The 13202-nt window shown below is 73.5% G+C and carries 10 protein-coding genes; 9 read left to right on the top strand and 1 reads right to left on the bottom strand.

The window, feature by feature from the left end; translation table 11 throughout:
* The first annotated feature begins 14 nt into the window (after positions 1-14).
* The 3 genes from ACWC97_RS27160 to ACWC97_RS27150 all read left to right on the top strand — a co-directional run bounded on the left by ACWC97_RS27160 (position 15) and on the right by ACWC97_RS27150 (position 2469).
* On the top strand, positions 15-527 hold the full coding sequence (locus tag ACWC97_RS27160) for a multidrug transporter (RefSeq protein ID WP_450652078.1): 513 nt from the start codon (positions 15-17) through the stop codon (positions 525-527).
* Positions 528-637: 110 nt separating this feature from the next.
* Complete coding sequence (locus ACWC97_RS27155; protein ID WP_352275864.1) at positions 638-1591, top strand: ABC transporter ATP-binding protein; 954 nt, start codon at positions 638-640, stop codon at positions 1589-1591.
* Positions 1588-2469 carry an ABC transporter permease subunit gene (locus ACWC97_RS27150; RefSeq protein WP_450652076.1) on the top strand — a complete coding sequence of 294 codons (882 nt, stop codon included), beginning with the start codon at positions 1588-1590 and terminating at the stop codon, positions 2467-2469. The genes ACWC97_RS27155 and ACWC97_RS27150 overlap by 4 nt, the downstream gene beginning before the upstream one ends.
* Positions 2470-2517: 48 nt before the next feature.
* Here the strand turns inward: ACWC97_RS27150 and ACWC97_RS27145 are convergent, their stop codons facing one another.
* The gene (locus ACWC97_RS27145) at positions 2518-3474 is read right to left on the bottom strand and encodes an AfsR/SARP family transcriptional regulator (RefSeq protein ID WP_450652075.1); all 957 of its coding nucleotides are present in this window, start codon (positions 3472-3474) and stop codon (positions 2518-2520) included.
* Positions 3475-3942: 468 nt separating this feature from the next.
* Here ACWC97_RS27145 and ACWC97_RS27140 point away from each other — a divergent pair, with 468 nt between their 5' ends.
* Genes ACWC97_RS27140 through ACWC97_RS27115 form a run of 6 tightly spaced genes read left to right on the top strand, consistent with a single transcriptional unit; the run spans position 3943 to position 13053 of the window.
* Positions 3943-4758: a TIGR03084 family metal-binding protein gene (locus ACWC97_RS27140; protein ID WP_450652073.1), complete on the top strand. Its 816-nt coding sequence runs from the start codon at positions 3943-3945 to the stop codon at positions 4756-4758.
* Between the two features lie 59 nt (positions 4759-4817).
* Positions 4818-6572, top strand: a complete 1755-nt coding sequence (locus ACWC97_RS27135) for an acyclic terpene utilization AtuA family protein (protein ID WP_450652106.1) — start codon at positions 4818-4820, stop codon at positions 6570-6572.
* On the top strand, positions 6569-8167 hold the full coding sequence (locus ACWC97_RS27130; RefSeq protein ID WP_352275870.1) for an acyl-CoA carboxylase subunit beta: 1599 nt from the start codon (positions 6569-6571) through the stop codon (positions 8165-8167). Before ACWC97_RS27135 ends, ACWC97_RS27130 begins: the two co-directional genes overlap by 4 nt.
* A gap of 7 nt (positions 8168-8174) precedes the next feature.
* Complete coding sequence (locus tag ACWC97_RS27125; protein WP_450652072.1) at positions 8175-10220, top strand: ATP-binding protein; 2046 nt, start codon at positions 8175-8177, stop codon at positions 10218-10220.
* Positions 10217-11434, top strand: a complete 1218-nt coding sequence (locus tag ACWC97_RS27120; protein ID WP_450652070.1) for an acyl-CoA dehydrogenase family protein — start codon at positions 10217-10219, stop codon at positions 11432-11434. Before ACWC97_RS27125 ends, ACWC97_RS27120 begins: the two co-directional genes overlap by 4 nt.
* A 44-nt stretch (positions 11435-11478) precedes the next feature.
* Positions 11479-13053 (top strand): 4-coumarate--CoA ligase family protein, encoded by a 1575-nt coding sequence (locus ACWC97_RS27115; protein WP_450652069.1) that lies wholly within the window; start codon positions 11479-11481, stop codon positions 13051-13053.
* Positions 13054-13202 lie beyond the last annotated feature (149 nt).

Raw genomic sequence — 13202 nt, 5'->3', positions numbered from 1 at the left:
GCGATGCTGGGAGCGTGACCCCTGCGACACGCTCCCGCACCGCGTTGCTGAACCGGCTGCGCACGCTGGCCCTGGTGGAGGCGGCGGATGCCGTACTGATCGGCTGGGTGGTGTTCGCCGCTTTCGGCGCGCCCGCCAACGCCGCGAACACGGTGGGCTTCGCCCTGACGGCCGGACTCCTGCTCACCGGGTCCGCCTACTGGGCGCTGAAACACCGGCAACTGCGGACCGGGGCGGCGCTGCCGCCGGCGATCGGGGCGTTCCGCCCGCTCCGGTCGCTGTGCGCCCTGGCCCTGCTGGCCGGCCCGTTCGTCATCGCGGTCCCGGCCGTCCAGGGCCGGACGCCGTCGCACTGGGCCCCCGGCCTCCTGCTGTACGGCCTGGCCCTGGCGGAGTACGTCAACTACTTCCACCGGCAGCTCATGCACGACACCCGGGCGGACTGGCGCCGGCTGCTGCGCACCCGCCGTCCGCGCCGGTCGCACCTGGCGGCGGATCTGCGCGCCCACCGCGACCGGCGGCGATGACACCCCGTCCCGCCCCGTACGACCTCGACGGCCCGACGACCCCAGCGGCCCCCGAGCGCCGTGCCGGGAGGCCCGGCACGGCCGCCGCGCGCACGTGAGGAGCAGAGTTCATGACCCCGACGGAAGCGGCGAACGCGCCGGACCCGGCAGGAGGCCGGCCCATCGAGTTCCGGGCCCTCTCGAAGCGGTACCGGGACAGATGGGCGGTGCGGGACCTGTCCTTCACCGTCGCGCCGGGACGCGTCACGGGCTTCCTCGGCCCCAACGGCGCGGGCAAGTCGACGACGCTCCGGATACTCCTCGGCCTGACCGCCCCGACGTCCGGCACCGCCACCGTCGGCGGACGGCCGTACCGGGACCTGGAGCAGCCGCTCGCGACGGTCGGGGCGATGCTCGACGAGTCCGGTACGCACCGCAGACGCACGGGCCGTGACCACCTGCGGGTGCAGTGCGCGGCGACGGGCCTGCCGGCCCGGCGGGCGGACGAGGTGCTCGACCGGGTCGGACTGGCCGCGGCCGGCGGTCGCCGCTACGAGGAGTACTCGCTCGGCATGCGCCAACGCCTCAACCTCGCCCAGGCGCTGCTCGGCGACCCGCCCGTCCTCGTGCTGGACGAGCCCGCCAACGGGCTCGACCCGGAGGGGATCGCCTGGATGCGGGCGCTGCTGCGGACCCTGGCGGCCGAGGGCCGCACCGTGCTCGTCTCCAGCCATCTGATCGCCGAGGTCGAGCAGACCGCCGACGACCTCGTGATCATCAGCCGGGGACGGCTGGTGGCGGAGGGGGCGAGCCGGGAGATCGCCGCCCGGGTGCGGGGCGAGGCCCGGGTGCGGGTCCGCGTGGCGCTCCCCGCCGAGCTGGCGTCGGCGCTCGTCCGGGCCGGAGCGTCCGTGGACCGCCCGCCCGCCGAGGAGGGCCTCCTGGTCGTGAGCGGCCTCGGGGCGGGCGCGGTGGCCGCGGCGGCGGCCGCCCACGGCGGGGAACTGTACGAACTGACCGAGGACACACCCGATCTGGAGCAGGCGTTCCTCCAGCTCACCCAGGGAGAGGCGGAGATCCGGTGAGGCGACTGATCGGCAGCGAACTGCTCAAGCTCCGCACGCTGCCCACCTGGTGGGTCACCGGTGCGGCGATGGCCGGTGCGGCGGTGCTCCTCGCGCTGTGGAACAGCTGGCAGGCCCATACGTTCATGCAGCCGTTCGAGGACTACCTGTCCGGGGCGATCCTGACCCCCCGCGAGGAGATGTCCGCCGAACAGGTCGGCACGATGCGGGAGTTGTGGGAGACCCAGAGCGCTCCGGGCCGTATCGCCGCGACCCTCTACACCTCCGGGCAGAGCTTCGGCCTGCTGCTGTCGGGTGTGGTGGCGGTCCTGCTGGTGACCAACGAGTACCACTACCGGACCCTGACGGCCACGTTCCTCGCGGCGCCGCGACGGGGCCGCGTCGTCGTCGCCAAACTCGTCGCGGTCGTGCTCTCCTCGGCCGGGCTGTGGCTGGTGGCGACCCTGGGAAGCGTCCTGGTGGGCGGGGTCTTCCTGACGACGCAAGGGGCCGGCCTCGGGCTCGGGCGCGGGGACGTGCTCGGCGCGGTCCTGATGAACCTGGCCGCCTACATGGTGTGGGGTGTGTTCGGGTTCGGACTCGGGGTGCTCATCCGCAGTCAGACCGCTGCCACCGTCACCGCGGTGGTGCTCTACTTCCTGTCCTCGGTGGTCGTCGCGTTCGCCTTCCAGGTTCTCCACGATCTCGTCCTGGAGAAGGACTGGGTGCTTCAGGCGCAGGTGCTGCTGCCCGGGGTGGCGTCGCAGATCATGACCACGCCCGGCGAGCTGTTCGCCGGGGCTCCGGCCTCCTGGACGGGCGCCGTCGTGCTCGTCGGCTACGGGCTGGTGGGCGGCTTCGCGGGAACGCTGCTCCTGCTCCGGCGGGACGTCGCCTGAGCCCGGTGGTTGGAGGAGGACCACCGGACCCTCATCGGGGCCTCCGCGTCACTGGGAAGGGGGACGCGGAGGTCTTCGGCACGCGCACGGATCGGTGGAGGCCCGGGCCCGGGAGGCGACGAGTCGCACGGCCTCCTCGCGGTCCCAGTTGAGTGCCGCCGTCCGCATCGCCTCGATGCCCGGGGGCAGATCGAGCCCCAGGTCTTCCGCGAACAGCTTCTGGCAGCGGTTGACCGCCGACAGGGTGCTCACGGTGTCGCCGTGCAGGCAGTGCACCGCCGCGAGGAGTTCCCACAGGTGCTGCCGGTAGGGAGCCTCGGCGATCAGGCTCTCGATGCGGTAGGCCAGCATGGTGGTCCGGTCGGCGAGGACGGACGCGGTGAAGAGATCCTGATAGGCGTCCAGCCGGGCGTTGTTGAGCCCGGCGACATGGGCGTTGAACCACCGGGTGGGCGGGAGATCCTGCCCGAAGGGGCCGTTCCAGAGGCTCACGGCCTGCTCCAGGGCGTCGGCCGCCGGCCCGGGCGCCCCGCCCAGCAGCCGTTTCCGGCCGCATTGGACCGCTGCGGTGAACCGCGGCAGATCGAATTCCGCGGCCTCGATCTGCAATCCGTATCCGCACTGGGCGCCCCGGTAGGTGCGCATCCGGTCGCCCAGTCCCGGTTCGATCTCGTCGAGATCCCTGCGTAACGCCGTGACGTGGCTGCGGAGGTTGGCCGTCGCCGACGCGGGCGGGTCGTCCCACAGGATCTCGCTGAACTCCGCGATCCCGATGGGTCTTCCGAACCGGAGGAGGCAGGCGGTGAGGACCGCGCGCCGGACGGGTGAGGTGACCGACATGGTCCTGCCGCGGACCGAGAGCCGCCCGAGGATGCCGAAGCACGGGTCCGGGCGCTCCCCAGGAGGGTCGGGCGCGGCCGCCGGGACGGGGGGCTCCGGCTCGTCGCCCGCTGTGCGGTCGGCGGGGTCGTCGGGGGCGTCCGGTTCCGGGTGACGGGTCAGCAAGTCTCCTCCCGCCCACGTCCGGCGGGGAGGGCGCCGGCCGCTGAAGGAGGGACCCCGGCTGTCCGATTCTCCCCGCCTCGCCAGGCCGGGGAAGAGCCTCTTCGTGCGGACTTCGGCGAGCTGCGACTCAAGCGCGTCATATTGTCTCCTGCTTGGTCAGGGCAGGGGGAATGCGCACAGGAGTTCCCCGTTCGTTCCCCCCGTTGGAACTGCGTTCACGCTCTCAGAGGGAGCGGGATTCGGCTAGCAACATCGGATAATTGATCCAAATTTCATGGCCGATAATCTTCCAGTCTTCGGTACTCGGGCGTAGCATCCGCCGCTTCCGTTCGTGGAGGTCCGACAGTCCCGCTCACTCTGCGCGCGCACGGCCGGGTCCGGACCGAAAAGCATGCAAGCGTGCTTGATTGTTTATGGCCCCGGTGCCATGCTCCTGGACACACCGCCACGCCCCGAGGGGAGCGCACCGTGTCCCAAGTCGCAGCCGTGCTCGGCGATCTGCGCGACGAGAGCGAGGAACTCGACCGGCTGGTCGGCGCCCTGGACCCCGGCAGGTGGTCCGCGCCGACCCCCGCGCCCGGCTGGGACATCGCCCGGCAGATCGCCCACCTCACCTGGACCGACGAGGTCGCGCTGCTGGCCGCGACCGACGCCGACGCCTTCGCCGGGGAGGTGGCCCGGGCCGCGGGGGCGCCCGACACCTTCGTGGACCGGGGCGCCGAGGAGATCGCCGCGGCCCACACCCCGCAGACCCTGCTCGCGCGCTGGCGCGAGGGGCGGGAGCGGCTGGCGGCGGTGCTGCGGGACGCGCCGGAGGGCACCCGCATCCCCTGGTACGGGCCGCCGATGAGCATCGCGTCCATGGCGACCGCCCGGCTCATGGAGACGTGGGCGCACGGCCAGGACATCGCCGACGCACTCGGAACAGTCCGCGCCCCCACCGACCGGCTCCGCCACATCGCCCGGATCGGGGTACGGGCCCGCGACTACGCCTACCTGGTCCGGGGGCTGACGGCGCCCGGCGAGGAGTTCCGCGTCGAACTGGAGGCCCCCGGCGGCGCCACCGTCGCCTTCGGCCCCGAGGACGCGGCGCAGCGCGTTACCGGGCCGCTCCTCGACTTCTGCCTGCTCGTCACGCAACGGGCCCACCGCGACGACCTCGCCGTCCGGGCGGTCGGGCCCGACGCCGACCAGTGGCTCGGCATCGCCCAGGCCTTCGCCGGACCCCCCGGACAGGGCCGGGAGCCCGGACAGGGCCGGACGCGGCGGGAGGGCGGCGCGTGACCGGCACACCGGACCCGGCCTCCGTACGGGACGCGGCCGGGGCACAGGGCGCGGCAGGCATACCGGGCGCGGCCGGGGTCCTGCGGATCGGGAATGCCTCCGGGTTCTACGGGGACCGCTTCGACGCCCTGCGCGAGATGCTCACCGGCGGCCCGCTCGACGTCCTCACCGGCGACTACCTGGCCGAGCTGACCATGCTCATCCTCGCCCGCAGCAGGCTCAAGAACCCCGACCGGGGCTATGCCACCACCTTCCTGCGCCAGCTGGAGGAGGGGCTCGGGCTCGCCCACGAGCGCGGGGTGCGGATCGTCACCAACGCGGGCGGGCTCAACCCGGCCGGACTGGCCACCGCCGTCCGGGAACTCGCGGAGAAGGTCGGCGTCCCGGTGCGCGTCGCCCACGTCGAGGGCGACAGCCTCCCCGTACCGGAGGGCTTCCTCACCGCCAACGCCTACCTCGGCGGCGCCGGGATCGCCGCCTGCCTCGACGCGGGCGCCGACATCGTCGTCACCGGGCGGGTCACCGACGCCGCGCTGGTCACCGGGCCCGCCGCCGCCCGCTTCGGCTGGGGCCCCGACGACCTGGACGCGCTCGCCGGGGCCGTCGTCGCCGGACACGTACTGGAGTGCGGCACCCAGGCCACCGGCGGGAACTACGCCTTCTTCCGGGGCCACGACCTGCGCCGCCCCGGCTTCCCCGTCGCCGAGATCCACGCCGACGGCTCGTCCGTCATCACCAAGCACGACGGCACCGGCGGCGTCGTCGACGTCGGCACCGTCACCGCCCAACTGCTCTACGAGACCGGCGGCGCCCGCTACGCCGGGCCGGACGTCACCGCCCGGCTCGACACCGTACGGCTGGACCAGGACGGGCCCGACCGGGTCAGGATCTCCGGGGTGCGCGGCGAGGCCCCGCCGCCCACCCTCAAGGTCGGGCTGAACCGGCTCGGCGGCTGGCGCAACGAGGTCGTCTTCGTCCTCACCGGCCTCGACATCGAGGAGAAGGCCCGGCTGGTGCGGGAGCAGTTCACCGACGCGCTCGACCGCTCCGGCACCCGCCCCGAGGAGGTGCGCTGGGAACTGGCCCGCACCGACCGGGCCGACGCCGCCACCGAGGAGACCGCCAGCGCCCTGCTCCGGCTCGTCGTCCGCGACCCCGACCCGGAGACCGTCGGCCGGGCCGTCTCCGGCACCGCGATCGAGCTGGCGCTCGGCAGCTACCCCGGCTTCCACGTCACCGCCCCGCCCGGGAAGGGCGCCCCGTACGGGGTGTTCGAGGCCCGGTACGTGCCGGCCGGCGAGGTCCCCCACCTGGCCGTCCTGCCCGACGGGCGGCGCGTGACCGTGCCGCCCCCGGCCACGACCCGGCCGCTGCGGGACGCCGACGAGCCCGCGCTCCCCGCCCCCCTCGCCGACCCCGGCCCCACCCGCCGCGCCCCGCTCGGCCGGATCGCGGGCGCCCGCAGCGGCGACAAGGGCGGCGACGCCAACGTGGGCGTCTGGGCCGTCGACGAGGACGCCTGGCGGTGGCTGGCCCACGAACTGACCGTCGACCGCTTCCGGGTACTCCTTCCGGAGACCGCCCCGCTCACCGTCGTACGCCATGTCCTGCCCCGCCTGCGCGCCCTTAACTTCACCGTGCACGGGCTGCTCGGCGAGGGCGTCGCCGCCCAGCACCGCTTCGACCCGCAGGCCAAGGCGGTGGGGGAGTGGCTGCGCTCCCGGCACCTGCCGATCCCCGTATCGCTGCTGGAAGCCGCCCGGGGACGGGAATCGGACCCGGCCGCCCACGTACCACCGGAGGCGCACGCATGACCGTCCTGCCCACCGCGCTCGACACCACGGGCCCCGAGTACACCGCCAACCGCACGGCGATGCTCGCCCGACTCGACGAACTCGCCGCCGAACACACCAGGGCGCAGGCGGGCGGCGGCGAGAAGTACGTGGCGCGGCACCGCGCCCGGGGCAAACTCCTGGCCCGGGAACGCATCGAGCTGCTGATCGACGAGGACACCCCGTTCCTCGAACTGTCGCCGCTCGCCGCCTGGGGCAGCGACTACGCCGTGGGCGCCTCGCTCGTCACCGGGATCGGGGTGATCGAGGGCGTGGAGTGCCTGATCACCGCCAACGACCCGACCGTACGCGGCGGCGCCTCCAACCCCTGGACCCTGAAGAAGGCGCTGCGCGCCAACGAGATCGCCTTCGCCAACCGGCTGCCCTGCGTCAGCCTCGTCGAGTCCGGCGGCGCCGACCTGCCGTCCCAGAAGGAGATCTTCATCCCCGGCGGGGCCCTCTTCCGCGACCTGACCCGGCTCTCCGCGGCCGGCATCCCCACCGTCGCCGTCGTCTTCGGGAACTCCACCGCGGGCGGCGCGTACGTCCCCGGCATGTCCGACCACACCGTCATGATCAAGGACCGGTCCAAGGTCTTCCTCGGCGGACCGCCCCTGGTCAAGATGGCCACCGGCGAGGAGAGCGACGACGAATCGCTCGGCGGCGCCGAGATGCACGCCCGCACCTCCGGCCTCGCCGACCACTACGCCGTCGACGAGCAGGACGCGCTGCGCCAGGCCCGCCGCATCGTCGCCCGCCTCAACTGGCGCAAGGCCCACCCCGACCCCGGCCCCGCCGCCCCGCCCGAGTACGACGAGGACGAACTCGTCGGCATCGTCCCCGGCGACCTCAAGGTGCCCTTCGACCCCCGCGAGGTCATCGCCCGCCTCGTCGACGGCTCCGACTTCGACGCGTTCAAACCGCTCTACGGGACCAGCCTGGTCACCGGCTGGGCCACCCTCCACGGATACCCGGTCGGCATCCTCGCCAACGCGCAGGGCGTGCTGTTCAGCGAGGAGTCGCAGAAGGCCGCCCAGTTCATCCAGCTCGCCAACCAGCGCGACATCCCGCTGCTCTTCCTCCACAACACCACCGGCTACATGGTCGGCAAGGAGTACGAACAGGGCGGCATCATCAAGCACGGCGCCATGATGATCAACGCGGTGTCCAACTCGAAGGTCCCCCACCTCTCCGTGCTGATGGGCGCCTCCTACGGGGCCGGGCACTACGGCATGTGCGGCCGCGCCTACGACCCGCGGTTCCTCTTCGCCTGGCCCGGCAGCAAGTCCGCCGTCATGGGCCCGCAGCAGCTCGCCGGGGTGCTCTCCATCGTCGCCCGCGCCTCCGCCGCCGCCAAGGGACAGCCCTACGACGACGAGGCCGACGCGGCGCTGCGCGCCATGGTCGAGCAGCAGATCGAGTCCGAGTCCCTGCCGATGTTCCTCTCCGGGCGGCTGTACGACGACGGGGTCATCGACCCCCGCGACACCAGGACCGTCCTCGGGATGTGCCTGTCCGCGATCCACACCGCCCCGGTCGAAGGCGCCCGCGGCGGCTTCGGCGTCTTCCGGATGTGAGGCCCTGATGATCTCCACGCTGCTCGTCGCCAACCGGGGCGAGATCGCCTGCCGGATTTTCCGGACCTGCCGCGAACTCGGCATCGCCACCGTCGCCGTGTACTCCGACGCGGACGCCGACGCCCTCCACGTACGGGAGGCCGACACCGCCGTACGGCTGCCCGGCGCCGCCCCCGCCGACACCTACCTGCGCGGCGGACTCGTCGTGCGCGCCGCGCTCGCCGCCGGGGCCGACGCCGTCCACCCCGGCTACGGCTTCCTCTCCGAGAACGCCGGATTCGCCCGCGACGTCCAGGACGCCGGGCTCCTCTGGGTGGGCCCGCCCCCCAAGGCCATCGAGCTGATGGCCTCCAAGACCCGCGCCAAGGAACTCATGGCCGAAGCCGGGGTGCCGCTGCTCGCCCCCGTCGACCCGGACCGGGCCGCCGCCGAGGACCTGCCCCTGCTCCTCAAGGCGGCGGCGGGCGGCGGCGGCCGGGGCATGCGCATCGTCCGTGAACTGGCCAAATTGCAAGGCGAGTTGACGGCGGCGACGGCCGAGGCGACCGCCGCGTTCGGGGACGGCGAGGTCTTCGCCGAGCCGTACGTCGAACGCGGCCGCCATGTCGAGGTCCAGATCATGGCCGACGCGCACGGCGGGGTCTGGGCGCTCGGCACCCGCGACTGCTCCCTCCAGCGCCGCCACCAGAAGGTCGTCGAGGAAGCTCCCGCCCCCGGCCTCGACGACGCCGTACGCACCCGGCTGCACGACGCCGCCACCGCCGCCGCCCACGCGGTCGGCTACCGGGGCGCGGGCACCGTCGAATTCCTCCTCGCCGCCGACGGGCGCCCGTACTTCCTGGAGATGAACACCCGCCTCCAGGTCGAACACCCCGTCACCGAGGCCGTCTTCGGGATCGACCTCGTCGCCCTGCAACTCCGCGTCGCCGAGGGCGACGCCCTCCCGTCCCCGACGCCCCCGGAGCCGCGCGGCCACGCCGTCGAGGCCCGCCTCTACGCCGAGGACCCGGCCCGCGACTGGCAGCCCCAGACCGGCACCCTGCACACCCTGGACGTACCCGGCGGGCCCGGCGTCCGGCTCGACACCGGGTACACGGACGGCGACACCATCGGCGTCCACTACGACCCGATGATCGCCAAGGTCGTCGCCCACGCCGCCACCCGCGCCGAGGCCGTACGCCTGCTCGCCCGCACCCTGGAACGTGCCCGGGTCCACGGCCCGGTCACCAACCGCGACCTGCTCGTACGGTCCCTGCGCCACCCCGACTTCCGCGCCGCCCGCCTCGACACCGGCTTCTACGACCGCCACCTCACCGCCCTCACGGCGGCCCCCGAAACCGCGGCCCCCGAATCGGAGGCCCCCGAAACCACCGGGCCGGAAGCCGCGGAAGCCGCCCCTCCGGAAGCGCCCCGCACCCCCGTGCACCGCGCCGCCCTCGCCGCCGCCCTCGCCGACGCCGCCGCCCGCCGCGCCGGCCCCGGACCCGGCCCCGTACGCCTGGGCGCCTGGCGGAACCTCCCCGCGCCGCCCCACGTCAAGCGCTACCGCGCCGAACCGGACGGCACCGAGTACGAGGCCGCCTACCGCACCACCCGCACCGGCCCCGTCCCCGTGACCGGCGAACGCGTCGTCGCCACCGCCCCCGACCGCGTCACCCTCGAAACCCCGGACGGCCTCACCCACCACTACGACATCGCCGTCCACCAGGGCACCGCCTACGTGGACACCGCCACCGGCTCGTACACCCTCACCCCCCTGCCCCGCTTCACCGACCCCACCGACCGCACCGAACCCGGCTCCCTGCTCGCCCCCATGCCCGGCACCGTCGTCCGCCTCGCCGACGGCCTGGCCCCCGGCGCCCGGGTCGAGGCCGGGCAGGCCCTCATCTGGCTGGAGGCGATGAAGATGGAACACCGCGTCCTCGCCCCCGCCTCCGGCACCCTCGCCGCCCTCCACGCCACCCCCGGCCGGCAGGTCGAGGTGGGCACCCTGCTCGCAGTCGTCACCGAATCCGCGGACACGCGGTCCGCACAGACTGGGGAGAACGCATGACCGCCGCCAGCAGCACGTCGAGCACCGTCCTCGAAACCGAGGAACAGCAGGCCCTCCGCGCCGCCGTCGCCGCCCTCGGCAAGCGCTACGGACGCGACTACATGACCTCCGTCGTCCGTGACGGCGCCCACCCCCGCGAACTCTGGGCCGACGCAGCCAAGCTCGGCTACCTCGGCGTGAACCTGCCCGAGGAGTACGGCGGCGGGGGCGGCGGAATGGCCGAACTCTCCATAGTCCTCGAAGAGTTGGGAGCGGCCGGAAGTCCGCTGCTCATGATGGTGGTCTCCCCGGCGATCTGCGGCACCGTCATCGCCCGGTTCGGCACCGAGGACCAGAAGCGCGCCTGGCTCCCCGGCCTCGCCGACGGCAGCCTCACCATGGCCTTCGGCATCACCGAACCCGACGCCGGGTCCAACTCCCACCGCATCACCACCACCGCCCGCAGGGACGGCGACGACTGGCTGCTCACCGGCCGCAAGGTCTTCGTCTCCGGCGTCGACATCGCCGATGCCACCCTCATCGTCGGCCGCACCGAGGACGCCCGGACCGGCCGGCTCAAGCCCTGCCTCTTCATCGTCCCGCGCGAGGCCCCCGGCTTCGGCCGCACCCCGATCGACATGGAACTCCAGGCCCCGGAGAAGCAGTTCGAACTCGTCCTGGACGACGTACGCCTGCCCGCCGACGCGCTGGTGGGAGGGGGTATCTCCCGGTCGAGCGAATTCGAGAGTGGGGGAGAGGACGCCGGACTCCTCCAACTCTTCGCCGGACTCAACCCCGAGCGCATCATGACCGCCGCGTTCGGCATCGGCATGGGCCGCTACGCCCTGGACCGGGCCGTCGACTACGCCAGGACCCGCCAGGTCTGGAAGGAGCCCATCGGCGCCCACCAGGCCATCGCCCACCCCCTGGCCCAGGCCCACATCGAGCTGGAGCTGGCCCGCCTGATGATGCAGAAGGCCGCCCGGCTCTACGACGACGGCGACGACATCGGCGCGGGCGAGGCCGCCAACATGGCGAAGTACGCGGCCGGCGAGGCCTGCGTCAAGGCCGTCGACCAGGCCGTCCACACCCTCGGCGGCAACGGCCTCACCCGCGAGTACGGCCTCGCCTCCCTGATCACCGCCGCCCGGGTCGCCCGGATCGCCCCCGTCAGCCGGGAAATGATCCTGAACTACGTCTCCCACCAGTCCCTGGGCCTGCCCAAGTCCTACTGACCCCGCACCCCCGTCGATCCGTCGTCCTCCCGGAAGGGCCCGCCATGGCGCACGTGTTCCGCAGCGACCACCCCGACGTACCGCCGCTCGACCAGCCCCTCCACGACGCGGTCCTGGGCCGGGCCACCGCCGACCACGGCGACACCGTGGCCCTGATCGACGGGACGGACGACACCTCCGCCCTCACCTACCGGCAGCTCGACACCTTCCACCGCCGTATCGCCGCCGGACTCGCCGAGGCCGGACTCCGCAAGGGCGACGTGCTCGCCCTGCACAGCCCCAACACCATCGCCTACCCGGTGGTCTTCCTCGGCGCGACCCGGGCCGGGGCCACCGTCACCACCGTCCACCCGCTCGCCACGGCGGCGGAGTTCGCCAAGCAGCTCGCCGACTCCGCCGCCCGCTGGATCGTCACCGTCTCCCCGCTCCTGCCCACCGCCCTGGACGCCGCTGCCCGCGCCGGGGGCATCGAGCGGATCTACGTCTGCGACCGGGCCGAGGGCCACCCCTCCGTACTCGACCTGCTCACCACCACCGCCCCCGAACCCACCCCCGCCATCGACCCCGCCGAGGACATCGCGGCCCTCCCGTACTCCTCCGGCACCACCGGCGCCCCCAAGGGCGTCATGCTCACCCACCGCTCCATGGCCACCAACCTGGAGCAGCTGCGCCCCTTCATCCCCATGGGCCCGGGCGCCAGAATCCTAGCCGTTCTTCCGTTTTTTCACATTTATGGCCTTACGGCTCTGATGAACGCCCCACTGCGGATGGGCGCCACCGTCGTCGTCCTGCCGCGCTTCGACCTCGACCAGTTCCTCGCCGCCGTGGAGAAGCACCGGATCACCGGCCTCTACGTGGCCCCGCCGATCGTCCTGGCCCTCGCCAAGCACCCCGCCGTCGAGCGGTACGACCTCTCCTCGCTGGAGTACGTCGTCAGCGCCGCCGCCCCGCTCGACGCGGCCCTCGCCGCCGCCTGCTCCGAGCGGCTGGGCCTGCCGCCGGTCCGCCAGGCGTACGGGATGACGGAGCTGTCGCCCGGCACCCACGTCGTCCCGCTCTCCGCCGAGAACCCGCCGCCCGGCGCGGTCGGCAGGCTGCTGCCCAGCACGGAGATGCGCCTCGTCCCGCTCTCCGACCCCTCGGACCCCGCCCCCTGCGCCGAGGGCGAGATCCTCATCCGGGGCCCCCAGGTGATGAAGGGCTACCTGGGCCGCCCCGAGGCCACCGCCGCCATGATCGACGCCGACGGCTGGCTGCACACCGGGGACGTGGGACGCGTCGACGAGGACGGCTGGCTCTTCGTCGTCGACCGGGTGAAGGAACTGATCAAGTACAAGGGTTACCAGGTCGCCCCCGCCGAACTCGAAGCCCTCCTCCTCACCCACCCGTCCATCGCCGACGCCGCCGTCATCGGCGTAACCGACGACGAGGGCAACGAGATCCCCCAGGCGTACGTGGTTCGCCGCCCCGACGCCCCCGGGCTCACCGCCGACGACGTCATGGCCTACGTCGCCGAGCGCGTCGCCCCGTACAAGAAGATCCGCCGCACCGAGTTCATCGACGCCGTCCCCCGCGCCGCCTCCGGCAAGATCCTGCGCCGCGAACTCCGGGCCCCGTGATCCCGATGGGTCACCACTGAGCGGCCAGGGATCCCCGGCGCGATGACCCGACACTTGGGCGTGCAGGGCAACTGCTGCCGATGGAAGCCGGGTTGGCCGATATCCGCGAGGGAGTCGTCGGCATTTCCGCGTGACCACGGCGCCGCTCG

This window comes from Streptomyces sp. NPDC001108, assembly GCF_053598535.1.
The sequence above is the reverse complement of the archived record's forward strand: the minus strand, read 5'-3'. Positions and strand labels throughout refer to the sequence as shown.

Bases quoted from the DNA above. Each gene is read 5' to 3' on its own strand.
- ACWC97_RS27125 (WP_450652072.1), top strand. From the start codon at position 8,175: ATGATCTCCACGCTGCTCGTCGCCAACCGGGGCGAGATCGCCTGCCGG.
- ACWC97_RS27155 (WP_352275864.1), top strand. From the start codon at position 638: ATGACCCCGACGGAAGCGGCGAACGCGCCGGACCCGGCAGGAGGCCGG.
- ACWC97_RS27120 (WP_450652070.1), top strand. From the start codon at position 10,217: ATGACCGCCGCCAGCAGCACGTCGAGCACCGTCCTCGAAACCGAGGAA.
- ACWC97_RS27115 (WP_450652069.1), top strand. From the start codon at position 11,479: ATGGCGCACGTGTTCCGCAGCGACCACCCCGACGTACCGCCGCTCGAC.
- ACWC97_RS27130 (WP_352275870.1), top strand. From the start codon at position 6,569: ATGACCGTCCTGCCCACCGCGCTCGACACCACGGGCCCCGAGTACACC.